Annotated in this window: 22 protein-coding genes and 1 pseudogene; 16 read left to right on the forward strand and 7 right to left on the reverse strand. The window is 70.7% G+C overall.

Annotated elements, in window-relative coordinates; all coding sequences use genetic code 11:
- Positions 1-22 precede the first annotated feature (22 nt).
- On the reverse strand, positions 23-688 hold the full coding sequence (locus K4B79_RS09745; RefSeq protein ID WP_232026025.1) for a GntR family transcriptional regulator: 666 nt from the start codon (positions 686-688) through the stop codon (positions 23-25).
- 107 nt (positions 689-795) lie between these two features.
- Between K4B79_RS09745 and glyA the strand changes: the two genes are divergently transcribed.
- Genes glyA through K4B79_RS09770 form a run of 5 tightly spaced genes read left to right on the forward strand, consistent with a single transcriptional unit; the run spans position 796 to position 7023 of the window.
- On the forward strand, positions 796-2082 hold the full coding sequence (gene glyA / locus K4B79_RS09750; RefSeq protein WP_232026027.1) for a serine hydroxymethyltransferase: 1287 nt from the start codon (positions 796-798) through the stop codon (positions 2080-2082).
- Positions 2079-3299 carry a sarcosine oxidase subunit beta family protein gene (locus K4B79_RS09755; RefSeq protein WP_232026028.1) on the forward strand — a complete coding sequence of 407 codons (1221 nt, stop codon included), beginning with the start codon at positions 2079-2081 and terminating at the stop codon, positions 3297-3299. Before glyA ends, K4B79_RS09755 begins: the two co-directional genes overlap by 4 nt.
- 10 nt (positions 3300-3309) lie before the next feature.
- Positions 3310-3591 carry a sarcosine oxidase subunit delta gene (locus tag K4B79_RS09760; RefSeq protein WP_232026030.1) on the forward strand — a complete coding sequence of 94 codons (282 nt, stop codon included), beginning with the start codon at positions 3310-3312 and terminating at the stop codon, positions 3589-3591.
- Positions 3588-6422, forward strand: coding sequence for a sarcosine oxidase subunit alpha family protein (locus K4B79_RS09765; RefSeq protein WP_232026031.1), 2835 nt, complete (start codon positions 3588-3590; stop codon positions 6420-6422). The genes K4B79_RS09760 and K4B79_RS09765 overlap by 4 nt, the downstream gene beginning before the upstream one ends.
- Complete coding sequence (locus K4B79_RS09770; protein ID WP_232026033.1) at positions 6415-7023, forward strand: sarcosine oxidase subunit gamma; 609 nt, start codon at positions 6415-6417, stop codon at positions 7021-7023. Before K4B79_RS09765 ends, K4B79_RS09770 begins: the two co-directional genes overlap by 8 nt.
- 57 nt (positions 7024-7080) lie before the next feature.
- Here the strand turns inward: K4B79_RS09770 and K4B79_RS09775 are convergent, their stop codons facing one another.
- From K4B79_RS09775 to K4B79_RS09790, 4 genes are all read right to left on the reverse strand, one after another.
- The gene (locus tag K4B79_RS09775; RefSeq protein WP_232026035.1) at positions 7081-7923 is read right to left on the reverse strand and encodes a carbohydrate ABC transporter permease; all 843 of its coding nucleotides are present in this window, start codon (positions 7921-7923) and stop codon (positions 7081-7083) included.
- Between the two features lie 3 nt (positions 7924-7926).
- Positions 7927-8916, reverse strand: coding sequence for a carbohydrate ABC transporter permease (locus K4B79_RS09780; RefSeq protein WP_232026037.1), 990 nt, complete (start codon positions 8914-8916; stop codon positions 7927-7929).
- Between the two features lie 64 nt (positions 8917-8980).
- On the reverse strand, positions 8981-10324 hold the full coding sequence (locus K4B79_RS09785) for an ABC transporter substrate-binding protein (RefSeq protein WP_232026039.1): 1344 nt from the start codon (positions 10322-10324) through the stop codon (positions 8981-8983).
- Positions 10325-10429: 105 nt separating this feature from the next.
- A complete protein-coding gene (locus K4B79_RS09790) occupies positions 10430-11449 on the reverse strand; it encodes a LacI family DNA-binding transcriptional regulator (RefSeq protein ID WP_232026041.1) in 1020 nt (339 codons plus the stop codon).
- Positions 11450-11630: 181 nt separating this feature from the next.
- On the opposite strand from K4B79_RS09790, the gene K4B79_RS09795 reads away from it, so the two are divergent.
- Complete coding sequence (locus tag K4B79_RS09795) at positions 11631-12980, forward strand: mucin-1 (RefSeq protein ID WP_232026043.1); 1350 nt, start codon at positions 11631-11633, stop codon at positions 12978-12980.
- Positions 12981-13219: 239 nt separating this feature from the next.
- Here the strand turns inward: K4B79_RS09795 and K4B79_RS09800 are convergent, their stop codons facing one another.
- Complete coding sequence (locus K4B79_RS09800; RefSeq protein WP_232026045.1) at positions 13220-14098, reverse strand: helix-turn-helix transcriptional regulator; 879 nt, start codon at positions 14096-14098, stop codon at positions 13220-13222.
- 102 nt (positions 14099-14200) lie between these two features.
- Here K4B79_RS09800 and K4B79_RS09805 point away from each other — a divergent pair, with 102 nt between their 5' ends.
- From K4B79_RS09805 to K4B79_RS09840, 8 genes are all read left to right on the forward strand, one after another.
- Entirely contained in the window at positions 14201-14896 is a 696-nt protein-coding gene (locus K4B79_RS09805) for an SDR family NAD(P)-dependent oxidoreductase (protein WP_232026048.1), read from the forward strand.
- Positions 14897-15310: 414 nt separating this feature from the next.
- The gene (locus K4B79_RS09810; protein ID WP_232026245.1) at positions 15311-16567 is read left to right on the forward strand and encodes a GNAT family N-acetyltransferase; all 1257 of its coding nucleotides are present in this window, start codon (positions 15311-15313) and stop codon (positions 16565-16567) included.
- Positions 16568-16622: 55 nt separating this feature from the next.
- Positions 16623-17537 carry an alpha/beta fold hydrolase gene (locus K4B79_RS09815; protein ID WP_232026050.1) on the forward strand — a complete coding sequence of 305 codons (915 nt, stop codon included), beginning with the start codon at positions 16623-16625 and terminating at the stop codon, positions 17535-17537.
- 196 nt (positions 17538-17733) lie between these two features.
- Positions 17734-18981, forward strand: a complete 1248-nt coding sequence (locus tag K4B79_RS09820) for an MFS transporter (RefSeq protein ID WP_232026052.1) — start codon at positions 17734-17736, stop codon at positions 18979-18981.
- 209 nt (positions 18982-19190) lie between these two features.
- Positions 19191-19946: a class I SAM-dependent methyltransferase gene (locus K4B79_RS09825; RefSeq protein ID WP_232026054.1), complete on the forward strand. Its 756-nt coding sequence runs from the start codon at positions 19191-19193 to the stop codon at positions 19944-19946.
- A 139-nt stretch (positions 19947-20085) separates the two neighbouring features.
- Complete coding sequence (locus K4B79_RS09830; RefSeq protein WP_232026056.1) at positions 20086-20748, forward strand: ArsR/SmtB family transcription factor; 663 nt, start codon at positions 20086-20088, stop codon at positions 20746-20748.
- Complete coding sequence (locus K4B79_RS09835) at positions 20745-22103, forward strand: MFS transporter (protein ID WP_374208443.1); 1359 nt, start codon at positions 20745-20747, stop codon at positions 22101-22103. Before K4B79_RS09830 ends, K4B79_RS09835 begins: the two co-directional genes overlap by 4 nt.
- A gap of 63 nt (positions 22104-22166) precedes the next feature.
- Positions 22167-22676, forward strand: a complete 510-nt coding sequence (locus K4B79_RS09840) for a MarR family winged helix-turn-helix transcriptional regulator (RefSeq protein WP_232026058.1) — start codon at positions 22167-22169, stop codon at positions 22674-22676.
- Positions 22677-22897: 221 nt separating this feature from the next.
- Here K4B79_RS09840 and K4B79_RS09845 read toward each other — a convergent pair whose 3' ends face one another.
- Complete coding sequence (locus tag K4B79_RS09845; protein ID WP_232026060.1) at positions 22898-23233, reverse strand: winged helix-turn-helix transcriptional regulator; 336 nt, start codon at positions 23231-23233, stop codon at positions 22898-22900.
- Between the two features lie 64 nt (positions 23234-23297).
- On the opposite strand from K4B79_RS09845, the gene K4B79_RS09850 reads away from it, so the two are divergent.
- Positions 23298-24143 carry an SDR family oxidoreductase gene (locus K4B79_RS09850; RefSeq protein WP_232026062.1) on the forward strand — a complete coding sequence of 282 codons (846 nt, stop codon included), beginning with the start codon at positions 23298-23300 and terminating at the stop codon, positions 24141-24143.
- 259 nt (positions 24144-24402) lie between these two features.
- Positions 24403-24935: pseudogene (locus K4B79_RS09855) on the forward strand (MarR family winged helix-turn-helix transcriptional regulator).
- Positions 24936-25046 lie beyond the last annotated feature (111 nt).

The following is a 25046-nucleotide window of genomic DNA, read 5'->3' on the forward strand; positions in this document are numbered from 1 at the left end:
CGCCGTGCGTCGGGCGCGGTGCTCAGATGGCTGCGCGAATGGCCCGCTCGAAGTCCTCGACGTGACTGCGGGCCAGCCGAGCGGCATTCTCGGGTTGACCGGCGACGATCGCGTCGATCAACGACCCGTGCTCCTCCACGTGACCGGCCATGTCCGACAGCCGGTCGATGAACAGGCACCAGATCCGGGTCGCCAGATTGTCGTGGCGGACGAGGGTGTCCTCCAGGTACGGATTGTGCGCGGCGGCGTAGATGGCGCGGTGGACCTGGAGGTCCAGGTGCATGAGCCCGGTGGGGTCCTGCCGCCGGGAATCCGCGCCCTCCAGCTCTCGCCGCAGGGCGGTCAGGGCCGCCCGGTCCGCGGCCGTGGCGCGCCGCGCGGCCTGCGACGCGGCCAGGGGCTCCAGCTCCTGGCGCACCTCGGAGATATGGGCGAGGTCGGTGATGTTGACCTCGGTGGCGAAGGTGCCGCGCCGGGGATACGTCGTGATCAGCCGCTCGTACTGGAGCCGCTTGAGGGCCTCGCGCACCGGCGTGCGCCCCACGCCGAGGGACTGTCCCAGCTGCTCCTCGTTGATCGGCGCGCCCGGACGGATCTCGAGCATGACCAGCCGGTCACGGATGGCGCGGTAGGCGCGTTCGGCGAGGGTGAGTTCCTCGCCGACGGGCTCGGTCGCCACCTGCTCCATGGATGCCCCCTTGACCTCTGCGGTGAGCTCCGCATACCGTACCGCACAGTCTGATATATCAGTTGCGCATTAGCCGCTCCCAGGATGTCTCCCAGGATGGTGCACAGATGGCAACGAACCCGTCGCTCTCCCTCCCGCTGAGCAACCTCGACCCGGACGTCGCCGCCGCCGTCGACGCCGAACTGCACCGCCAGCAGTCCACCCTCGAAATGATCGCCTCGGAGAACTTCGCCCCGCTCGCGGTCATGGAGGCCCAGGGCTCGGTCCTGACCAACAAGTACGCCGAGGGCTACCCCGGCCGCCGCTACTACGGCGGCTGCGAACACGTCGACGTCATCGAGCGGCTGGCCATCGCACGGGTGAAGGACCTCTTCGGCGCCGAGGCCGCGAACGTGCAGCCGCACTCGGGAGCCCAGGCCAACGCGGCCGCCATGTTCGCGCTGCTCGACCCCGGCGACACGATCCTCGGCCTCGACCTGGCGCACGGCGGTCATCTTACCCACGGCATGCGCATCAACTACTCCGGCAAGCTGTACAACGTCGTGCCGTACCACGTGCGCGCGTCCGACCTGCGCATCGACATGGACGAGGTCGAGCAGCTCGCCCTCGCGCACCGACCGAAGATGATCGTCGTCGGCTGGTCGGCGTACCCCCGCCGGCTGGACTTCGCCGCGTTCCGCCGGATCGCCGACGCGGTGGGCGCGTATCTGATGGTGGACATGGCGCACTTCGCCGGACTGGTGGCCGCGGGCCTGCACCCGAACCCGGTGCCGTATGCCGATGTCGTCACGACCACCACCCACAAGACGCTCGGCGGTCCGCGCGGCGGGGTGATCCTCAGCCGGGCCGGCCTCGCCAAGAAGATCAACTCAGCCGTGTTCCCGGGACAGCAGGGCGGCCCGTTGGAGCACGTCATCGCGGCGAAGGCGGTGGCCTTCAAACTGGCGGCGGGGGAGGAGTTCAAGGAGCGCCAGCAGCGCACGCTCAGGGGCGCGAAGATCCTCGCCGGACGGCTGCTCTCCGACGACCTGGCCGAAGCCGGGATCACCGTCCTGACCGGTGGCACCGACGTCCACCTGATCCTCGTCGACCTGCGCGACTCGCCCCTGGACGGGCAGCAGGCCGAGGACCGGCTGCACCGCGTCGGCATCACCGTCAACCGCAACGCGGTGCCCTTCGACCCGCGTCCGCCGATGGTCTCCTCCGGTCTGCGGATCGGCACCCCCGCGCTGGCCACCCGCGGCTTCGCCGAGACGGAGTTCCGCGAGGTCGCCGACATCATCGCCGAGACCCTCAAGGGCGACCGGCCGGACGACGAACTGCGCGCCCGGGTCGAGAAGTTGACCTCCGCCTTCCCCCTGTACGCGAACCACGTGAACGGAGCCGTGGCATGACGGCCGAACCACTGCCGGAGCACCCGGACTTCCTCTGGCGCACCCCCGACCCGCGCTCCTCGTACGACGTCGTCATCGTCGGCGCGGGCGGCCACGGCCTGGCCACCGCCTACTACCTCGCCAAGAACCACGGCATCACCAATGTCGCCGTCCTGGAGAAGGGCTGGCTGGCCGGCGGCAACATGGCCCGCAACACCACGATCATCCGCTCCAACTACCTCTGGGACGAGAGCGCGGCGATCTACGAGCACGCGCTCAAGCTGTGGGAGGGACTTCCCGAGGAGCTGGACTACGACTTTCTGTTCAGCCAGCGCGGTGTCCTCAACCTCGCCCACACCCTCCAGGACGTCCGCGAGGGCGTGCGCCGCGTCAACGCCAACAAGCTCAACGGAGTCGACGCCGAGTGGCTTGAGCCGGACGAGATCTCCAAGGTCTGCCCCATCCTCAACGTCTCGCCCCGCACCCGGTATCCGGTCCTCGGCGGCACCTTCCAGCCCCGGGCCGGCATCGCCAAGCACGACCACGTCGCCTGGGCGCTGGCCCGTCGCGCCGACGAGCTGGGCGTCGACCTGATCCAGGGCTGCGAGGTCACCGGCTTCCTCAAGGACGGCGAGAGGGTCGTGGGCGTCGACACCAACCTGGGCCGGATCCACGCCGGCCGGGTGGGCCTCGCGGCCGCCGGGCACAGCAGCGTGCTGGCCGAGCGGGCGGGGGTACGCCTGCCGGTGCAGTCGCACCCCCTGCAGGCCCTGGTCTCCGAGCTGCACGAGCCGGTGCACCCCACCGTCGTCATGTCCAACCACGTGCACGTCTACGTCTCCCAGGCGCACAAGGGCGAGTTGGTGATGGGGGCGGGCGTCGACGCGTACAACGGCTACGGCCAGCGCGGCTCCTTCCACGTCATCGAGCAGCAGATGGCCGCCGCCGTCGAGCTGTTCCCGGTCTTCGCGCGGGCGCACGTGCTGCGGACCTGGGGCGGCATCGTCGACGTCACCCCGGACGCCTCACCGATCATCGGCTCCACACCCGTCGAGAACCTCTACGTCAACTGCGGCTGGGGGACCGGCGGGTTCAAGGCCACCCCGGCCGCCGGCTGGACCTTCGCGCACACCATCGCGACCGGCCGGCCGCATCCGCTGAACGCCCCCTTCGCCCTCGACCGTTTCACGTCGGGCGCCCTGATCGACGAACACGGCGCCGCAGCCGTGGCCCACTGAGGAGGACACCATGCTGCTGATCACCTGCCCATGGTGCGGCCCGAGGGACGAGACCGAGTACCACTACGGCGGACAGGCCCACGTCCCCTACCCGCCCGCCCCCGCGGACCTCACCGACCAGCAGTGGGCCGAGTACGTCTTCTACCGCGACAACCCCAAGGGCCCCTTCGCCGAGCGGTGGGTGCACAGCACCGGCTGCCGCCGCTGGTTCAACGTCCTGCGGGACACCGCCACCCACGAGGTGCTGACCTCGTACCGGCCCGACGAGCCCCGCCCCGGAGGGACCCGATGACCCACCAGCACTTCCGGCTCCCGCAGGGGGGCCGCATCGACCGCGGCACCGTACTGCGGTTCACCGTCGACGGACGGGAGCTGACCGGGCACCCCGGTGACACCCTCGCCTCGGCGATGCTGGCGAACGGCCTCGTCGAGGTCGCGCCCTCGCTCTACCGCGGCCGCCCGCGCGGCATCGTCGCCGCCGGCGTCGAGGAGCCCAACGCCCTGGTACAGCTGGACGGTTCGTGCTCCGAGGGCATGCTCCCGGCCACCACCGTGGAGCTGTACGACGGCCTGTCCGCCACCACCCTCTCCGGGATGGGCCGCCTCGACCCGACCCCCGACCCCGCCGTCTACGACAAGAAGTACGCGCACACCGACGTCCTGGTCGTCGGCGCCGGACCCGCCGGACTCACGGCCGCGGCAGCGGCGGCCGCCTCCGGTGCCCGCGTGATCCTCCTCGACGACCAGCCGGAGCCGGGAGGCTCGCTGCTCGCCGGAGACCTCGCGCGGGTCGCCGAGGCGCGCGAGGCACTCGACGCCGCCCCCGAGGCCGTCGTCCTCCCACGGACCACGGCCTTCGGGTCGTACGACGACAACTACGTCCTGGCCCTCCAGCGGCGCACCGACCACCTCGGCGCCGAGGCTCCCGAAGGCGTCTCACGCCAGCGGCTGTGGCACATCCGCGCACGGCGGGTGATCCTGGCGACCGGGGCCCACGAGCGTCCGCTGGTCTTCGCCGGCAACGACCGGCCCGGGGTGATGCTCGCGGCGGCCGTACGCACCTATCTCCACCGGTACGCCGTGGCCCCCGGTTCGCGGGCCGTGGTGAGCACGACCAACGACAGCGCCTACGACACGGTCGCCGACCTGCTTGCCGCCGGCATCGGCGTCGCGGCCGTCGTGGACGCGCGCCCCGAGCCGTCCCGCCGGGCCGCCGAGGTCGCCGCGGAGACCGGGGTTCCGGTGCTGACGGGCAGCGCGGTGGTCGACACGGCGGGCGACGGCCGGATCACCGGCGTCACCGTCCGGTCCCTCGACGCCGACGGCCGGCTCACCGGAGCCCCACGGTCGTTCGACTGCGACCTGCTCGCCGTCTCGGGCGGCTGGAGCCCGGTGGTGCACCTGCACAGCCAGCGCCAGGGCCGACTGCGCTGGGACGAGGACCTCATCGCCTTCGTCCCCGACGGGACGGTACGCGACCAGCAGGTGGTGGGCGCGGCGCGCGGGACGTACGATCTCGACGGCTGTCTGGCCGAGGGCGCGCGGGCCGGTGCGCTGGCCGCGACGGAGGCCGGGTTCCCGGTCGCCGTACCGCCCGACGCCGAGCGGCTCGCCGTGGGCCCGACGCGTGCCCTGTGGCTGGTGCCGGGCCCCGACGACGCCGAGGACACCCACTTCGTCGACCTCCAGCGCGATGTCACCGTCGCCGACGTCCGGCGTTCCACCGGCGCCGGCATGCGCGGCGTCGAACACGTCAAGCGCTACACCTCGCTCGGCACGGCGAACGACCAGGGCAAGACCTCCGGCGTCAACGCGATCGGTGTGATCGCCGAGATGCTCGGCGGCTCACTGGGGGAGATCGGCACCACCGCCTACCGGGCGCCGTACACGCCGATCGCCTTCGCCGCGCTGGCCGGACGGGAGCGCGGCGACCTGTTCGACCCGGAGCGCACGACCTCCCTCCACGGCTGGCACGTGGCCCACGGCGCCGAGTTCGAGGACGTCGGGCAGTGGAAACGCCCCCGGTACTACCCCCGGCCGGGCGAGGACATGGACACGGCCGTGGCACGCGAGTGCCGGGCGGCCCGGGAGGGCGTGGCGTTCATGGACGCGTCCACGCTCGGTAAGATCGAGATCTGGGGCGCGGACGCGGGCGAATTCCTCAACCGCGTCTACACCAACGCCTTCAAGAAGCTCAAGCCCGGCACGGCCCGCTACGGCGTCATGTGCAAGCCCGACGGCATGATCTTCGACGACGGTGTGACCCTCCGCCTGGACGACAACCGCTACTTCATGACCACCACGACCGGTGGCGCCGCCGGCGTCCTGGACTGGCTGGAGGAGTGGCTCCAGACCGAGTGGCCCGAACTCGACGTCCACTGCACCTCGGTGACCGAACAGTGGGCGACGATCGCCGTCGTGGGACCGAAGTCACGCCAGGTGGTCGCCCACCTCGCACCTGACATCGACCTGTCCGCCGAGGCGTTCCCCTTCATGGCCTTCCGCGAGACCACCCTCGCCTCCGGCATCCCGGCCCGCATCTGCCGGATCTCCTTCTCCGGCGAACTCGCCTACGAGATCAACGTCTCGGCGTGGTACGGCCCGAGCGTGTGGGAACAGGTCCACGAGGCCGGGCAGCCCCACGGCATCACCCCGTACGGCACCGAGACCATGCACGTCCTGCGGGCCGAGAAGGGCTACATCATCGTCGGCCAGGACACCGACGGCACCGTCACCCCGCAGGACGCGGGCATGAGCTGGGTGGTCTCCAAACAGAAGGACTTCATCGGCAAGCGGTCCTTCTCCCGCCTCGACACCGCCCGCACCGACCGCAAGCAACTGGTCGGCCTGCTGCCGAGCGACCGTACGACACGGCTGCCCGAGGGCACCCAACTCGTCGCCCCGGACGTCACCTTGGAGACGGTGCCCGTGCCGATGCTCGGCCACGTCACCTCCAGCTACCGCAGCCCGGCCCTCGGCCGCCCCTTCGCCCTCGCCCTCGTCGCCGACGGGCGGGCAAGGATCGGCGAGACCCTCCTCGCCCCGGTGGGCGAGGAGCTGGTGCCCGTCGAGGTGACCGACTTCGTCCTCTACGACCCCGAAGGGACCAGGCGCGATGGCTGAGCCCGAGCTGACGATCGACGTACGGGTGAGCCCGTTGGCACACCTGGAGGAACGCATGCGCGCCGCCGCCGTCACCGGCCCCCGCGGCGTCACGCTCACCGAGCGGCCGTTCCTCACCATGGTGAACCTGCGTGTCCCACCCGCCTCCGAGGCGGCCGACCGCATCGAGAAGGCCCTGGGAGCACCGCTGCCGGACCGGTGCGGCGACACCACCGCGGCCGGTCCCTGCACGGTGCTCTGGCTGGGCCCCGACGAGTGGCTCGTGCTGTCCCGGGACGAAGGGACCACCGCCGAACTGAGGGACGCCCTGGGCGGCGGCCCGGGGTCGGTCGTGGACGTCTCCGCCAACCGCACCACCGTGGAGCTGAGCGGCCCGTCCGCCCGGCAGGTGCTGGAGAAGGGCTGCCCACTGGACCTGCATCCCCGGGTCTTCGGCCCCGGCCGCGCGGTGTCGACCACGGTGGGCCCCGTCGCCGTACTGCTCTGGCAGGTCGACGACACACCGACGTACCGCCTGCTGCCGCGCTCCTCGTTCGCCGACTACCTCGCCCGCTGGCTCATCGACGCGATGAGCGAGTACCGCGCCCCGGAGGTGCCCTGACGGAACCGGCCGGGTCCGCACTCGGCCCGGTCTGTGCCGGGTCGCCGGCCCCCGCCGTCAGCCCTTGACGGCGGAGCTGGCGACGCCCTGGACGAACCATCGCTGGAAGAAGGCGAAGACGACCAGGACGGGCAGGACCAGGAGCACGCCGAAGGCGAGGATCTGGCCCCAGTCCGGGGGCAGTTGGCCCTGGAAGACGCTCATCTCCAGGGGAAGCGGGCGCACCGAGGGGTCGGAGACCATCAGGACCGGCCAGAGGAAGGAGCCCCACTGGGTGAGGAAGGTGAGGATCGCGACGGAGGCGAAGGCCGGCTTCGACATGGGGACGACGATGGCGAAGAAGGTGCGCCAGGGCCCGGCGCCGTCGATGCGGGCGGCCTCCTCGATGCTCGGCGGGATCGAGCGGAAGAACGTGTGGAACTGGTAGACGGAGAAGGCGTTGGCGATGAAGGGGATCGCCTGGATGAAGAGCGTGTTGCGCTGGTCGTTGAACATGTAGAACAGCGGGACGGCCACCGACTCGAACGGGACGAGCATCAGCAGCAGCACGAGCGTGAACACGGCCTCCCGGCCCCGCCACTTCAGCCGTGACAGGCCGTACGCGGCCATCGAGTTGATGAACAGTCCGCCGGTCACGACCACGAACGCCAGCAGCAGGGACACGCCCATGAAGCGCCAGAAGTAGCCGGTGCTGTCGGAGTTGAGGGCGTCCAGGACGGCCGTGTAGTTGTCGAAGGACAGGTGGGTGGGCAGGAAGCCGGACAGGCCGTTCAGTACTTCGTCCGAGGGCTTGAGGCTGCCCAGGAGCAGGTACAGGACGGGCAGCGCGAAGACGAACGCGAGCACGCCGAGGACCGCGTAGTCGGCGAGGCGGCGCAGCGGGGGGCGGGTCGTGGCCATGGGTCAGTCCTCGTTTCCGGGCCGGACGACGCGGCGCTGGACGAGCGTCAGGACGACGACGATCAGGAAGAAGACGACGGTGATCGCGGACGCCTGCCCGATGTTGTTCTGGTCGAAGGCGGTGGTGACGGCCTGGTACATGACGGTGCGGGTGGCGTCCTCGTCGAGGCCGCCGCCGTGGATGAGGACGTAGACCTGGTCGAAGACCCGGAAGGAGAGCACCGAGGTGAGCATCGCGACGAAGACCAGGGTGCCGCGGATACCGGGCAGTGTGACGTGGCGGAACTGCTGCCAGCGGGAGGCACGGTCGAGGCGGGCGGCTTCGTAGAGTTCGGTGGGGATCTGCTGGAGGCCGGCGAGCAGGATGACCATCTGGAAGCCGACGCCCTGCCAGACGGACAGCACGATGATCGAGGCCATGGCGGTGGCGGCGTCACCGAGCCAGTCGAAGGCGCCCCAGTTGCCGAAACTCACCGCGTGCAGCGCGGAGTTGAGCAGACCCTGGTCGCTGCGGGCGAGGATGAGCCGCCAGATGACGGCGACCAGCGCCATCGGGAAGACCACCGGCATGAAGAACAACGACCGGAAGAGGCCGATGGCCTTGAGCTTGCGGTTGAGCAGGATCGCCAGCGCCAGTGCGAGGCAGGTCTGCAGGGGGACGACGACCACGGCGAAGGTCAGGTTGTTCAGCAGGGCCCGCAGGAACGGGCCGGACAGGTCGGGGTCGGTGAACAGCCGCCGGTACTGCTCCAGCCCGAAGAAGGAGGGAGCCAGCGGGGAGCCGAGGCGCACGTTGTAGAAGGAGAGCACCACGGCGTAGCCGAACGGGACGCCGACGAAGGCGATGAGTCCGGCGACGGCGGGTGTGGACATGAGCAGTCCGTGCACCCATTCGCGGCTCTTGCGGGCTGGCCGGGCCGGCCCGGGGTTCTTCGGGGGCGGGGCCTTGTCCCGGCCGGAGGACACGGCGTGCGCGGGTTCCACGGTCTTCACGGGTGGAGTCCTGTTCCCGGCGGGGGCGAGCGGGCTCTCGCCTGCCCGCCCCCGCCGACGAGTCCTACGGGATCTTGTAGCCGGCGTTGTCGGAGAAGTCCTGGTCGATGGCGCGGGCGGCCTTCTCCAGCGTGCTCTTGGGGTCGGCGCCGCCGTAGATCGAGTTGAGGGCGTCGCTGAACTTCGCGGTGATGGTGGGGTATCCGGCGGTGACCGGGCGGGTGACGGCGACGCAGGACTTGGTGATGTCGCTGTCGCCGCAGGGCCTGGCGAGCTGGTCGGCGAAGAGCTGGAGCGGGCCGCCCCGTTTGTACAGGGGGCTCTTGGCCAGGGCGGACCTGGTGGCGGGCACCGCGCCGTTCGCCGTCGTCATGGCCGTGACGTTGGTGTCGTTCAGGAGGTAGTCCAGAAAGGCGCCGGCGGCCTTGGCGTTCTTGCTGTCGGCGCCGATGCCCCAGGCCCAGGAGCCCTGGCCGGTCTTGGGTCCGTTGCCGAAGTCGGGCAGCGGCAGCACGACGAGGTCGTCGCCGAGGGCCTTGCTGTAGGCGGGGTACATCCAGTGGCCGACCCAGCTGAGTGCGACGCGGCCCTTGGCGAAGGCGTTGCCGTCGGTGTTGGGGTCGACGTAGGGCTTCCAGGACTGGAAGGTCTTCATCGCGGAGACCACGGCCGGGGTGTCGAGGGCGCCCTCGGCCTTGCCGTCCTTGAGCAGGGAGCCGCCGGCGGACCAGACGACGGGGGAGAAGCCGTAGGTGCCCCACTCGTTGTTGAAGCCGCTGTTCTCCTGGAGGTCGAGGACCTTGCCGTCGGAGTCCTTGGCCTTCAGGGCCTTGAGCGCGGCGGTGAACCCGTCCGCGGTCCAGTCGTCGGACAGACCGGTGGGGTACTTCACGCCGGCGGCGTCCAGGAGCTTCTTGTTGCCGAAGACGCCGAGCCCGGAGTCGTACATGCCCAGGCCGTAGTGCTTGCCGCTGATCTCGCCCTGCGCCTTGCCGGCGTCGGTCGCGTCGGCCATCGTCCGTGAGGACACATAGGAGTCGATCGGGGCGAGCTTGTTGGTGTAGACGAAGTTCGCCATGGTCGGGCCGTCGAACTCCATCACGTCCGGCAGCTCGGAGGCGTCGGTGGCGGTGATGGTCTTGGTGTAGTCGTTGCCGGGGATCAGCTTCAGCTCGACCTTGACGTTCTTCTGCGAGGAGTTGAAGTTCCTCACCGCGTTCTGCAACGCGGTGTCCTCGCTCTTCTGGCCCTGGTGGGCCCACACGCTGATGGTGCCCTTGCCGCTGCCCGCCTCGGCGGAGGCGTCCGAGCCGCCGCCTCCGCCGCAGGCGGCCAGTGCGACCAGGGGCAGGGCGAGGGCCAGACCGGTGCGGGCCGTGCGGCGATACCTTCTGCTGTGTGCGTCCATGGGCGGATGCCTCCGTGCGTCAGTGCGGGGTGAGGGTGCCAACTGCGGTGGTTCTTGCGGCGTGGGGCGGGGCGTGGGGCTGAAGGGCCCACGGGTGTGCGGGGGTCACTGCGGTCCGCGCGGGGCCGGCGGAGCGGTCGTGTCGCGCAGGACGAAACGGATGGGCATCTGCACGTGCCCGGGTGTCCCGGCCTCCGGTTCGTCCAGCTGCTGGAGCAGCAGGCGGGCGGCTTCGGCGCCTTGACCGGCGACCGGCTGGGCGACGGTCGTCAGCCCGATCACATCGGAGAGTTCGTGGTCGTCGAAACCGACGATGGACACGTCGTCGGGCACCTTCAGACGGTGGCGGCGCAGGGCGCGCAGGGCGCCCATCGCCATCTCGTCGGACTGGGCGAACACCGCGGTCGGCGGCCGGGAGACGACGAGGAGCTCGGTCATGGCCCGCTCGCCGCCCTCCACGGTGTAGTCGCCGTCCGCCTCCAGCGCCGGATCGTGCGCGATCCCGGCGTCGGCCAGCACGTCCAGGTAGGCCCGGCGGCGGTCGACGGGAGTGGTCCAGTGCAGGGGCTCGCTGGCCCCGGAGACCATGCCGATCCTGCGGTGCCCGAGGTTCACCAGATGCCGTACGGCGCTCTCCGCGCCGACCCGGTCGTCGATGCCGACCACGGTGAAGCCCTCCCTCGCCCCACCGACGGTGCTGGCCAGCGGCACCCCCAGAGAGCGCAGCGCGGCGGCCTCCTCCTCGTCGGGGATCAGCAGGGAGAGCACGGCGTCCACCCGCTTGCGCACCGGCAGCTTGGTGAAGAAACGCTTGCGCGTCTCCGGCGAGCCCAGGTTGTACAGCAGGACGTCGTAGCCGGCGGCGCTGAACACCTGCTCCGCCGCGTCGAGCACGGTGCCGAAGAACCAGCGGCCGATGTACGGGGCGATGACCCCGATGGTGAAGGTGCGCCCGCTGGCCAGGCTGGAGGCCGAGCGCGAGGCGGTGTAGCCGAGCCGGGCGGCGACGGCCGCGATCTGGTCCCGCACCTCGTCGGACACGCCCGGCCGGCCGCGCAGGGCGCGGGACACGGTGGACGCGGAGACTCCGGCGGCGCGGGCGACATCGGTGATGCGAGCCGTCACGGCGCACTTCCTCCCGTTGGGTTCACGTCGGTGTGATCTGTGGGTGACGTGACCGTAGACCCGCCCTTGTTGTTGCGCAAGCGTTTGCGTTCATATTTACTTGGGCCGATTCTCAAGTGAGACCTTGATTGCCAGTGGTCAGCGCACGCGTTTGGGCGCTCCGAGCCGACAGGAACCGCGCATGCGATACGCCCCGCCCGGCCTCGTGGTCAACGACTTCGCCGTCCTGCGTGACGACGACGGCACGTACACGGTGCTGCACCTGCAGGGCCCCTGGACCGAGGAGTTCGACCACCTGCGGATGGAGACCTCCTACGGCCGGGCCACCTCCACCGACCTGGTCGACTGGCGGCCCGCGGGCCCGGCCTTCGGCACCGGTCTGCCCGGCCGCTTCGACCATCAGGCCGTGTGGACGATGCACCCGATCCGGCACGGCGACGGAACGGCGATGTTCTACACCGGGGTGAGCGGACTGACCGCGCGGGGCTGGCCGCTCCAGTCCGTCGGCCTCGCGTACTCCGACCGCACCGACGGCACCGGCTGGCGCCGCCACGGCACCGGACCCGTCGTGGAGGCCGACGGCCGCTGGTACCGCACCGGGGAGCGCATGGGCTGGCGCGACCCCTTCGTCGTCCCCGACGACGAGGGCGACGGCTGGGTCATGGTGATCTGCGCCGCCGACGCCTCCCTGCCCGTCGAGGTCAGCGGCTGCGTCGCCTGGGCCACCTCCGACGACCTGGAGCGGTGGACCGTGCACCCGCCGCTCGTCTCCCCGGGGGACGTCGACGAGCTGGAATGCCCGGTCCTGGAACGCCTCGACGACGGCAGCTGGCTGCTGCTCGGCTCGATCGGCGCCAGCCGCGGCTTCGAGGCGTGGACCGCGCCCCGCCTGCGCGGCCCCTGGACCCGCCGCGGCCCGCTGGGCCCCAGCGGCTCCTACGCTCCCCGGATCGTCGCCGCACCCGACGGCTCCCGCGTCGTCGTGCACACCACCCCCCGCCGTGTCGGCCTCACCGACACCGGCGAACGCTGCCGCGGCATGCTCGCCCAGCCCAAACTCCTGGTCACCCCGCCGGACGAGGCACCCCGCCTGGAGTGGTGGCCGGGCCTGGACACCTGGCTCGGCGAGGAGAGCACCCGGCCCGCGCCGCACGCGGTCGGCGACCTGGAGATATCAGGCCCCGCCGAGATCACCCTGCGCACCGCCGCCCCCGGCGGCGACGAGCCCGCACTCGTCGTCGGCTGCGACGGCAAGAACCTCTGGGTGACCGGCCCGGACGGCACCCGCCTCGGCGAGACGATCCTGACCGAACCCGCCGCCACCTTGCGGATCCTGACCATCGGTGAGTACGTCGAGGTCTACGCCGACGGCGTCTTCGCCCTCAACGCCCTGTGCTACTCCGGCCACCCCGCCCGGTGGACCACCGTCACCGACGGCCGCGCCCGCACCCTTCCGGTCCGCCCGATCCGCCTCCCCGACCCCCGCCGCGACGACGCCTCGGCGATCTGGCCCGGTCCGACAGCCCGCTGACCGCCCTCTCCGCGCCCCACCCGGCTATTCCTGGAGGTACGGATGAGCCTCTCTTCCTGGAGTACGGATGAGCCTGGCGACGCATGCCGTCGCGCTGTACTTGCCGGTGACTCGGCCCGCGCCGGTCTCGCGCTCGGCATCGCCCGGCGACTCCCGGCGGCAGACCTACCCCGGCACCGCCGGACCGTCCTGATCTCGGATATCTCCCGGTGGGCGACGGAGTCCGGCCGCCCCGCCCCTCACGGCGTGGAGAACAGGCCGGGACCCGAAGGCGAGGAGCCGCCGGCGCCGACGCCGTTCGTGACCCGCAGGAAGTCCAGCTTCTCCGCTTCGGCGGACCCCGCGGCCACCGTGTAGAGGACGAGGCGGATGTCGCAGCCGGGGACGGTGAGCACGTCGCAGTCGCAGACGACCTCGCCGACCTGGGGGTGCGCGATGGTCTTGCGGGAGGACACGTGCGGTCCGACCGCACCGTCGTCCCACAGCCGGGCGAACTCCGCACTGGTGGAGCGCAGTTCAGCGACCAGATCGAGCAGCCCATGGTCGTGGGGGTAGGTGACGAGCGCCGTGCGCAGATCGGCGACGAGGGCGGGGCGCAGGGCGTCGCCGTCATCGACCACGGGCCAGGCCGCGAGCCCCTGGGGGCCCGTGGTGAAGACCGCTCGCAGCAGGTTCCGCTCGACGGGTGTCCGTGTGCTCGGGTCCCCCAGCAGCACGGTCCATGCGGGCGTCCAGGACAGCAGCGTCCAGTCGGCACTGAACACACCCACCGGGAACTCACCGAGGCGAGCCAGCATCCGCTGGACCCCCGCGGGAACATGCGTGGAGACCGTCCCCTCCTGTGGTGGGAGGAGGCCGGCCAGCCGGTAGGCGTGGTCGCGTTCGGCAGGCTGCAACTGCAGGGCCCTGGCGAGGCTCGCGACGACCTGCGCCGAGGGGCTGGTGGCGCGCCCCTGTTCCAGGCGGACCACGTAGTCGACGGACAGCCCGGCGAGGTCGGCCAGTTCCTCGCGCCGCAGCCCCACCGCCCGGCGCCCGGGTCGTGCGGGCCGGCCGACGTCCAGGGGAGAGAGCCGGTCGCGCCAGCGGCGCAATGCCGTTCCAAGGGTCTCGTCCACTCGACCATTGTGTCCGTCGGCGGGTCGACGTGCCTGGTACTGGCTGTCCTACCGTCGTAGAGGGCACTGGCAGTCCGCTTCCGGCGGTCCGAGGGTGAAGGCATGACGACAACATTCATCACCGGAGCCAACAAGTCCCTCGGGTACGAGACCGCCCGCCGCCTGATCGAGGCCGGCCACACCGTCCTGGTCGGTGCGCGTGATCCGGAGCGTGGCCGTGCGGCCGCCGACGCGCTCGGGGCGCGTTTCGTGCAGATCGACGTGACCGACGACGCGTCGGTGGCCGCGTCCGCCGCCGACATCGAAGCCCGAGAGGGGGCCATCGACGTCCTCATCAACAACGCCGGTGTCTTGGGCACTCACAGCCCCGCCGACCAGATCACGGCCGGTGACGCGTCCGAGGTGTTCGAGGTCAATGTCATCGGGGTCGTCCGGGTGACGCACGCGTTCCTTCCCCTCCTGCGCAAGTCCGCGCAGCCCGTCATCGTCAACGTCTCCAGCGGCATGGGGTCGTTCACCCTGACCCACGACACCGAGCGCGCCGAGGGCCGGAACCTCGCACCGCTCTACACGGCGTCGAAAGCCGCCGTGACCATGCTGACCACGCAGTACGCGAAGGCATGGCCGGACGTGAAGGTGAACGCGGCCGACCCGGGCTACACCGCGACCGACTTCAACGGACACAGCGGCCCGCAGACGGTGACCGAGGGGACCGACGCGATCGTCGCACTCGCCACCATCGGACCGGACGGACCGACCGGAACCTTCCGCGACCGTCACGGTGCGGTGGCGTGGTGACCCGACCCTGAATACCCGGCTGCGGCCGATGGCGAGGGCGCCGGGCGGGCCTGCGACGAGGGGGAGACGGTGGACGGGATCCGGTGGTGGGCAACGGCGGAGGAAGTCGATCTCGGCTACCGGGTGCTGTTCGCACGAGGTCTGAGCCCGGCCGGTCTGTTGACGCGGCTCGGAGTGGAGGTGGAGGCCGGTCACGGACCCGGCGACTCGGCGCGGTCCTCGAACTGCCTGGCACACGTGATGCGAACAGCAGGGGTGGGTCGGTCCGCTCCAAGGGCCCGGCTCAGGTGGTGGTGTGTGGCTCGCGCACGGGTCGGCCGGTAATTCGTTTGCCGCGGCGGCGAGTTGACGCTGGACTGGGGCGGGCCGTTACGGGGCGGTGGTGGCCGGTATTCCAGGAAGGCAGTGGCCATGATCGAGATCCGTTCCACGACCGATGAGGACTTCGACGTTTTCGTCGACACCCTCCACGCCGCGTTCGGCCGCTTCCCGGGCACCCCGGTCGATGGCGGCGGGGTGTGGTGGGCGGCACTGGAGATGGACCGCGGTCTGCTCGCCGTGACGGCGGACGGGCGGCCCGTCGGCACCGCCGGTGCGTACTCGTTCGAACTGACCCTGCCCGGTGAGGTCCTCGTCCCGACCGCCGGGGTGACCGTCGTGGGCGTGCTGCCCTCGCACCGGCGCCAGGGCGTGCTCACCGCGATGATGCGCCACCAGCTCGCCGAACTGCGGGCCCGCGGGGAGATGCTCTCGGTACTGCTGGCCTCGGAGGCCCTGATCTACGGAAGGTTCGGCTACGGACCGGCCACCTACACACAGCGGCTGACGGTGCCGCGCCACCGGAGTGCCCTGACTGTTCCCCGGTCCCGCGTGACGGCCGGGATCGCGGCGGCCGACTCGGACACCGGCTCAGACACTGGCTCGGACACCGGCTCTATCGAGGTCCTGCGGCGTGCCGGATGCGGCGAGATCCTGGAAGAGGTCTACGACCGTTACCGCCGCGCACAGCCCGGCGCCCTGTCCCGGCCGCACCGCTGGTGGGCTTCGGGCGCGGGGCAGCCTCCGGTCTCCTCGGCGCCGTGCTACGTCGCCGTCCACCGGGACGCGGGTGGTGTCCCGGACGGGTACGCCAGCTATGCGGTCGGCGATTCCGGCACGTTGACGGTGGACGAGACGATCGCCGGCGACGATGCCGTCTTCACCGCCCTGGCCCGGTTCGTGCTCGGCCACGACCTGGTCACCGAGGTGGTGTTCAAGCACGTCCCGCCCGGGCATCCGCTGCGCTGGCAGCTGGCCGACTTCCGCGCCGGCCAGGTGAGCGACGACACCGACTGGCTGTGGGTGCGGCTGCTGGACATCCCGCGTGCGCTGGCCGCCCGCCGCTGGTTCACGGACGGCGACCTGGTCTTCAACGTCGACGATCCCTTCCTCGGCGAACGCCGCCGTTACCTGCTGAGCGTCCGGGACGGCAAGGCCGACTGCGTCCCCACCGGCCAGGAGCCCGACCTGTCCCTGGACGTGAGCGATCTGGGCTCCGTCTACCTCGGCGGCACCGCCCCGAGCACGCTGGTACGCGCCGGACACATCCGGGCCCACCGCCCGGGCGCGGCCCCGCTGGCGGATGCCCTCTTCCGCGCCGAACGCCCGCCGCACTGCCTGCACTGGTTCTGACGACCGGTCTGCAACCCTGTGGCGGAGCCTCGGCGACACCGGTAGCTTCATCGCGGTGATATCGCTGGAGACGCAGGGCCGCGTGTCGATGAGCGACGAGGCGCAACTCCGCTGGATGGCGCTGGGGGACACGACCCGGCGGCTGGGGGACACCACCCGGCAGCCGCCCGTGGTGATGCTCCACGGCGGTCCGGGGCTGCCGGACTATCTGGGCGATGTCGCCGCCATGGTCGCGGACATCGCGCCCGTGTACCGGTACGACCAGCGGGGCACGGGCCGATCCCCATGGCAGGGCCCCCATTCCTTCGCCCGGCATGTCGACGATCTCGCCGAGTTGCTCGACGCATGGGACGTGCCCAGAGCCGTGCTGATCGGGCACTCCTACGGCACCGATCTGGCGAGCCGGTTCTGCCTGAGGCACTCTGACCGGGTCGCCGCACTGCTGCTGATGTGCGGGCCGTTCGTCGGTGATTGGCGCAGCGGGGACCGAGCGGAGCGAGGCCGCCGCATGTCCCCGGCACAGCGGGAACGGCTCCGCGCCTTGGAGGGGCTGCCGCACCGCACGGAGGAGCAGGAAGTCGAGTTGCTCACGCTGGCCTGGTTCACCGACCACGCCGATCCAGAACGCGGGTGGCACTGGGCCGCCCAGGGTGCCCGGCGGCGTCGCCCGGTCAACTGGTCCATGAACGGCGAACTCGGGAAGGAAAGGCGCGCGGATCCGCTCGACGGGCACCTTGCCGAACTGCGCGCGTGCCTGCCCGCGCGGACGGAGCTCCTCGGTGGGGCCGACGATCCCCGCCCTGTGTCGGCGCTCGAGTCACTCGCGCTGCGGCTCTCCGTCCCACTGACCCGGATCGATGGCGCAGGGCACGAGCCCTGGTGGGAGCGGCCCGACGCCGTGCGTACGCACCTTCGGCGGTTCGTGAAGGACGCCGTGCGGACACAGAACGTCGACGGGTCGGCCGGCTGACCTCGCGCCGTTCCTCTATGCTCCGTGGAGGTCATCAACCACCGCATGACATCTGCCCGGTGACGGAGTCGGCGTGGGGTGCGCGTCCCCGCTCCACGCCACCACTGGACGGCTTCAGGCGCAGCCACGGGTCGGCACATCCGGACGCCGACGACCTCGTGTGGCGCGTCCCGCCGGGCGGCGAAGAGGATGCGTCGTGCCTACGGCATCGGCGAACTACCGTACTCTGCTGCGCACATCGGGTGCCGCGGCCTTCTTCCTGCCCGCGGCTGTCGGGCGTCTCGGCATCGCCATGATGGGGATCGGCATCGTCTGGCTGGTGCACGCGCGCACCGGTTCGTATGCCACCGCGGGTCTGGTCACGGGCGCCTTCGCGGTCGCGGACGCCGTCGCCGGTCCCCAAATCGGCCGCCTTGTCGACCGGTTCGGGCAGCGACGGGTGCTTGCCTGCGCGCTGGCAGCACATGCCGGGGCTGTGGCGCTGCTGCTCACCGGTGCCGTTCCGGATCTGGCCGCCGCCGTGCTCGTCGGGGCAACGCTGCCCCAGCTCGGTGCCCTGTCCGCCGCCCGCTGGTCCGCCCTGCTGTCCGGCGAACGGGCTGCCTTGCTGCCCACCGCCTTCGCCCTGGAGGCCCTTGCCAACGGCGTGTCCTACCTGGCCGGCCCGGCCCTGGTGAGCGTCCTCGGAGCGGCAGGCCACCCGGGCACCGGGGTGCTGCTCGCCGCCGCGCTCGTCATCGGCGGCGGGCTCGCGCTCGCCGCCCAGCGCCGCACCATGCCACCCCTCACCGGACGTGCCGAACGGCGGCACGCCGGACGCGCCCTGCTCCGCCCCGCATTCCTGCGCCAGGTCGCGCTCGCCCTCGCGCTCGGCGTGTTCTTCGGTGCGATGCAGGTGTCCGTCGCCGCCTACGCCGTGGGAAGGGGCACGCCGGACATGGCGGCGCTGCTCTACGCCGCCTCCAACTGCACCAACCTGGTGGGCGGTTGGGCCTACGGCGCATGGCGCCACGGCGGCTCACCCCGACGCCGTCAGACCGCGGCCGCCGCCTGCCTCACCCTCGCGAGCCTCCCGCTGACCTTCCTCGATACGCCCCTAGGGGTCGGCGCCACCCTCGCTCTGACCGGCCTCATGGTGCCCGTCCTGCTGATCCTCGCTTCCGTCCTCACGGAGTCCTCGGTCCCGCGAGCGGTCCTCACCCAGGCATTCACCTGGGGCAACTCCGCAAGCGCGGCTGGATCCGCGGGTGCCGCGGCACTCGCGGGGCGCATGGTGGACACCGACGGTGCGCACAGCGGTTTCGCCGTGGCGGCGGGAGCCGCGGTCATGATGACACTCCTGACACTCGGCGGCCCACGGAACCCATCCCCGGACGGGCAGAACCCGCCCCCGCCCACAGGAACAACGACTCCGAGCCCTCCGGCCACACTCCGAGATCCCTGATAAAGAACCGCCGAAGCAACACGGCCTGAGCCGTCCGGTGAACCGGACTGTCCGGCGGAAGCAACAAGCCGGTCCGGCTGTGGTGTTCCACATCAACGCGGCCCGGGGAATGCCGCTGCCGGCGAGGTCTTCAACCATTGGTACCCGGCTTGCGCCTCTGATGGACTGACGTCCCGCCGTGAGTCTGCTGTATGACGGAGGTAGTGGTTGTGACGGAATATGACGTGCTTGCCGAGGTGTACGAATGGCTCATCTCGGATGCAAAGCTGCCTCCCGCCGAGTTCGTTGCATCGTTCGATGACGTCCTCAGTCTCCTGCCGTCGAACGCTCGCGTCCTCGACTGTTCGTGCGGAACCGGACAGCTGGCGGTTGGCCTCGCCGGTCGTGGCATGCAGGTCGTCGCAACTGACGCCAGCGAAGCGATGGTTCGCCGGACCGCGGAGCTGGCTGAGCAGTTCGGGGCCTCCGTCCAGGCCATGCGGGCGAACTGGGAAGAGTTGCCCGATCATTTCGAGGACGACACGTTCGACATGGTGTTCTGCATTGGCAATTCGCTTCACCATGCCGCGGGCGCGACAGGCAGGGGCGCTGCTCTGGAGTCGATGTCACGGCTTCTGCGTCCTGGCGGGCGCTTGGTGCTCACATCCCGCACGTGGGAACTCGTCAGGGCCAGAGGTTCCCGGCTGGACATCGGGGACCGACTCGTCCGACGAAACGGTCGCGATGCCGTCGTGGTCTACCGCTGGGAGATCGCGCCGCATTGGGAGGATGAGCACCACATCGAGATCGCGATCGCCCAAGTTGATGCGACTGGGCTGGTCCTTGTCCGCTCGGAACTGCTGTCCTGCTGGCCCTACCGGTACGAGGAACTCGAAGCCGAGCTGCACCGGGTCGGACTCCGGACGGAAGTGAGCACGTTCGATCTCGAGGCCGAGAACTACATGGTGGTCGCGAGCAAGGCATAGACACCGGGCTCTCAGCCCACCGCTGATAAGTCGGTCACCACCACACCGCGATGGCGGCCCTTCGTGAGCAAGCTGAACCGCAAAGAGTTCTTCGCGAAAAGTTCTTTGCGAAGAACTCTTTGCGGTTTACGGTGGGTGTATGGCTGATGCAGTGGAGGGGCCGGAGGGCCCGCACGGTGATGAGGACTCGGTGGTCCTGGATGCCAAGGGGCTGCGTGCCCTGGCGCACCCGGTGCGTGTGCAGTTGGTCGGGCTGCTGCGCAAGTACGGTCCGTCGACGGCCACCCGCCTCGCGGAGCGGCTGGGTGTGAATTCCGGTACGGCCAGCTACCACCTCCGGCAACTGGGCGCGGCAGGCTTCGTAGAGGAGGACACCGAACGCGGCAACGCGCGAGAGCGCTGGTGGCGTTCGGTGCACCGGACGACCTGGTTCAACGATCCGGAGCTGGCCGAGCGGGAGCCCGAGGCCGCGTTGGCCTACCTGCAGTCCGTCGCCGCCATTTACACCCTGCGCACGCAGCAGACCCTGAACGGGCTTCAGACGATGTCCCGCGCATGGCGGAACACCTTCGACATGAGCGACTGGGCCCTGCGGCTCACGCCCGAGGAGGCCGCCGCCCTGTGCCGGGAGTTGATGGAAGTCGTCGAACGCTACCGGCGGGACGCGCCGGAGACGGCGGCGAGTGCCCCCGAGGGAGCCGAACGGGTCACCGTGATCACGCAGATCCTGCCCGAACTGGACGGGCCTGCCGCGTCGCCGCGTCCTTCCGGCCCTGAGGAAGAGGAAGGAAATCCGACGTGACGACCGACGGCGCCTCGCAGTCCGGCGGCATAGGCGGCATACCCGGCAAGAGATCCGGCAAGAGGTCCTTACGTCCGCTGGGCGGAGTGCTGGCGGCCATGGCCGTGTCCCTGACCGGCACAAGGATCTCCGTCGTGGCCCTGCCCTGGTTCGTCCTCGTCACGACCGGCAGCGCCACCCAGACCGGACTGGTCGCCTTCTGCGAGATGACGCCCTACGTGGTGGTCAAGGCGTTCACCGGACCGCTGGTGGACCGGATCGGCGCGCGGGCCGTCTCCTGGAGCACCGATCTGGCCAGCGCGACCGCCGCCGCCGCGGTTCCCCTGCTCCACCTCCTGGACCTGCTCTCCTTTCCCCTCCTGCTGATCCTGGTCGCGCTGATCGGCGCGGCCCGGGGGCCCGGCGACCTGGCCAAGGAGGTGATGATTCCGGAGGCGGCCGAGCACGGCCGGGTGCCGCTGGAGCGGGCCACCGGCCTGTCCGGCGTGATCGAGAGACTCGCCTCCACCGTCGGCCTGGCGGTCGGCGGATCCCTGGTGGCACTGCTCGGTCCCCTGACCGGACTCGCCGTCAACGCGGGCTGCTTCGCCCTCGGATCGGTGATCATCAAACTCGCGCTGCCTCGCGGCATGGGACACGGGGCCCAGGAGGCCGCCTCGCCTGCCGGTGAGGTGGCACCGGGCTACTGGCGGCGGTTCGGCGAGGGGTTCACCTTCCTGCGCGGCGAGCCGCTGCTGCTCACCGTCATCGTCATGGTCGGCATCACCAACCTGCTGGACGCGGCGATCTCCTCGGTGCTCGTACCCGTCTGGGCCATGGAGTCCGGCAACGGGCCGACCGCGATCGGCCTGATGGGCGGCGTCATGGGGGCCGCGGGAGTCGGCGGGAGCCTGATCGCCGCGCTGGTCGCGCACCGGCTGCGGCGGCGGGTGGTGGTTCTCACCGGATTCCTGCTGGCCGGTGCACCAAGGTTCCTGATCCTCGCCCTCGATGCCCCGCTGGGGGTGGTGCTGGCCGTTTTCGCGGTCAGCGGCTTCGGCGCCGGCTTCATCAACCCGGTGCTGGGGGCCGTCCTCGTCGAACGGGTGCCGCGCCGGATGCTGGGCCGGGTCAACGCCCTCGGTGACTCGCTGGCCTGGGCCGGTATCCCTCTCGGCGGGCTGCTCGCCGGGGTCGCGGTGACCGCTGCCGGACTCGTACCGGTGCTGCTCGTCGGCGGTGCCGCGTACTTCCTGACCACGAATCTGGCTGGACTGCGTCGGGAATGGCGCGAGATGGACCGTACGCGTGGGCGGGGCGCCCTGAACCCGCATACCGCGCACTCATCGGCGGCGCCGAACGCCGGCATTCGCTGAGAGCTCGACCCTGGTGACCTACCATTAAACATCTGTGGAAGATAGTTCTTCGGAAGATGTGTGATGGCTGACCTGAAGCGGCTGTACCGGGAGCTGGTCTCGCTGGAGATCGAGCTGTGGACCGGCATCGAGACGCGGTTGCGGGCCGAGTACAACCTGCCGCTGACCTCGTTCGAGGTGCTGCACCTGCTGGTGCGTCGACCCGGTCCGCGGATCCAGGACATCGCGGAGGAGTTCTCGATCACCGTGGGCGGCACGAGCAAGGTGGTCGACCGTCTGGAGACCGCGGGCCTGTGTGAGCGGCGTGCCAATCCCCACGACCGCCGTTCCTCGATCGTCGAGTTGACACCCGAGGGACGGAAACTGGTGGACGGAGCACTGAAGGTCTTCGAGGACGAACTGGAACTGCGGATCGGGTCGGTGATCTCCGAGCAGTCCGTGCGCGAGGTGACGGCGGTCCTCAGCACGCTGCGGGCAGCCGGTCGGGCCCTGGACGCGGAGCGGAAGGCCGCCGGGCAGACGCCGGTCCCGGGCGCGCGGGCGCCGAAGCAGCCCGGCCGCCCGGCGTCGTGAGCCGCGACGACTCCGGTCGGTCGGCGATGCCGTAGAAGGGGATGACCTGTGAAGCGGATGGTGGCCGGCGGTGTCCCGCAGCCGGGCGAAGGTGAAGCCCGCGAAGTCGGAGGCCGGTGCCATGAGCACCTCGGCGCCGAGTTCCTGGCCGCGCTCGACAGTCGCGGGCACGGACAAGCGGCGGGGCGCACCGCCACCGGTGACAAGGTCGGCGGCCCGCGTCAGACGGTGGCGTCCGCCTCGGCATCCGGCACCGCCATGGCCCAGGTGCCCATGGCGTCCAGGACATCGCGCAACCCCTCGCCGAGAGGAGTCAGCGCGTACTCGACGCGCGGCGGGATCTCCGCGTAGGACGTGCGGGTGACGATGCCGTGCCGCTCGAACTGGCGCAGCCGGCTGGTGAGGGTGTGCGGGCTGATGCCGGGCAGGGCGTCACGCAGCTGGTTGAAGCGGTGAGGGCCGTGCAGCAGTTCGCGCACGATCAGGGTGGCCCACGGGCCGTTGAGCAGCGTGAGGAACCGGGCGACGCCGCACTCGGGGAGACAGGGATCAGTCACATTCTTGACCGTACTCCATTAGTGCAGTTGATGTAACTGGTGCTGCTCATGCACTAATGACGTCATGACCTACGTGATTCACGGCGCCACCGGCGCCCAGGGTGCCCCCGTCGTCGCCGTTCTCTCCGCCGCGGGCAAGTCCGTGACGGCTCTGACCCGAAACGCGGACACCGTCGTGCCCGGCGCGCAGCGCGTCGTGGTCGCCGGCTACGGCTCCACCGCCGAGCTGACCGAGGCGTACCGCGGTGCGGACGGGGTGTTCGTTCACCTGCCGGTGGTCGCCGAAGAGGACCGCCAGACCTATGCGCGCAACATCCTCGCCGCCGTCCGCGCGGCCCGCCCGGCCCGAGTGGTGTTCTCCACCAGCGGCGCCCCGAGCGACCCCGAAAGCGGCGGCGCGGCCGCGGTGCTGGCCGGTGGCCTGGCGGACACCGGGGTGTCCCATGCGGTGATCACGCCCACGTTCTACCTGGAGAACCTGCTCATGCCGTACGTCCTCGACGCGGTCCGCGAGCGAGGCGTACTGCCCTACCCGATCCGCGCAGACTTCCCGGCCTCCTGGGCGTCGCACCTGGACATCGCCGATGTCGCCGCCGCCCTGTTCGACCGCCCGGACATCACCGGGGCGGTCTCCGTCGGCCAGTACCCGGCGATCACCGGACCGGACCTGGCCGAGGCGTTCGGCGCCCACTTCGACAAGGACGTGACCTTCGAGCAGCTCACCCCCGAGCAGTTCCGCAGCTCCGTCGCACCCCTGATCGGCGAAGGTCCCGCCGCCGACGTCGCCGGGTTCTACGCGAGCGTGAGCACGCTTCCGCACCGCTCGATCACCCCCGAGAACTCCGCCCAGAAACTGTTCGGCATCACCCCCCGCACCACCGGACAGTGGCTGACCGACATCGGCCTCTGACCGCAACCGCAACGCCAACCGCGGTCGGCGGCGGCCGAGTTCGTCGGTCAGGGCTTGGCGGCCCGACCTACTCGATGGGCGGTCTGCCAAGCCCTCACGTCCCACTGAGCTGCTGGGCGCCGGAAGTCAATCGGTCGTCGGTGCCCCCTGCGCTCCATAATTGCATGATGCAAAATGAGGCGTCAGCCCCAGCGGACCTCCGTGGCCCTCCGTTCGGGACTGGCGAGGCGCGCCGACTTCGGCACGGTAGAAGGAGCGTATGCCGGAGCGTGAGGTCCCCGCGGGGGCGATGGGCGATGTTGACGTGGTGACCCGTGCGGTGCCGACCGCGTCGCGACTGCTGGTGACGCTCTCCGCCCGCTCCCTCGCCGCGGTCGAGGAACGCGTGATGCTTCCTCAGTTCAGGATGCTGGTGATGCTGTCCACGCGCGGGGCCACCAAGCTGGTCGCGCTCGCAGACCTGCTCCAGGTGGCGCCTTCCACCGCGATGCGGATGGTGGACCGGCTGATTGCGGCCGGGCTGGCCGAGCGGCACCTCAATCCCGACAACCGCCGCGAGACTCTCCTGCAGCTCACCGAGGAAGGCCGGCGTACGGTCCAGGACGTCACCGCCCGACGGCGCACCGAGATCGGCGCGATCGTCGAACGACTCACCCCGGCGCGGCGTCTGGCACTCATGGAAGGCCTCGCCGCCTTCAACGAAGCCGGGGGAGAGTCGTCGGTTCCGCGGTCGACGACGTGGCGCACCCGCTGGGGTGGACGGTGGACCTCCCCGCGGCCCGTGACGGCTGACCCGACCGTGCTATTTATATTCCATGGAAGCAACTTCTGAGGATTGTTTTATAGTGGGGAGATCGGGCTGACGCAACGGGCAGCCGATCGGTCCGGCGGCCGAAGAGCCTC

The sequence above is a fragment of the Streptomyces lincolnensis genome (genome assembly GCF_021173675.1).
GTDB lineage: Bacteria > Actinomycetota > Actinomycetes > Streptomycetales > Streptomycetaceae > Streptomyces > Streptomyces lincolnensis_B.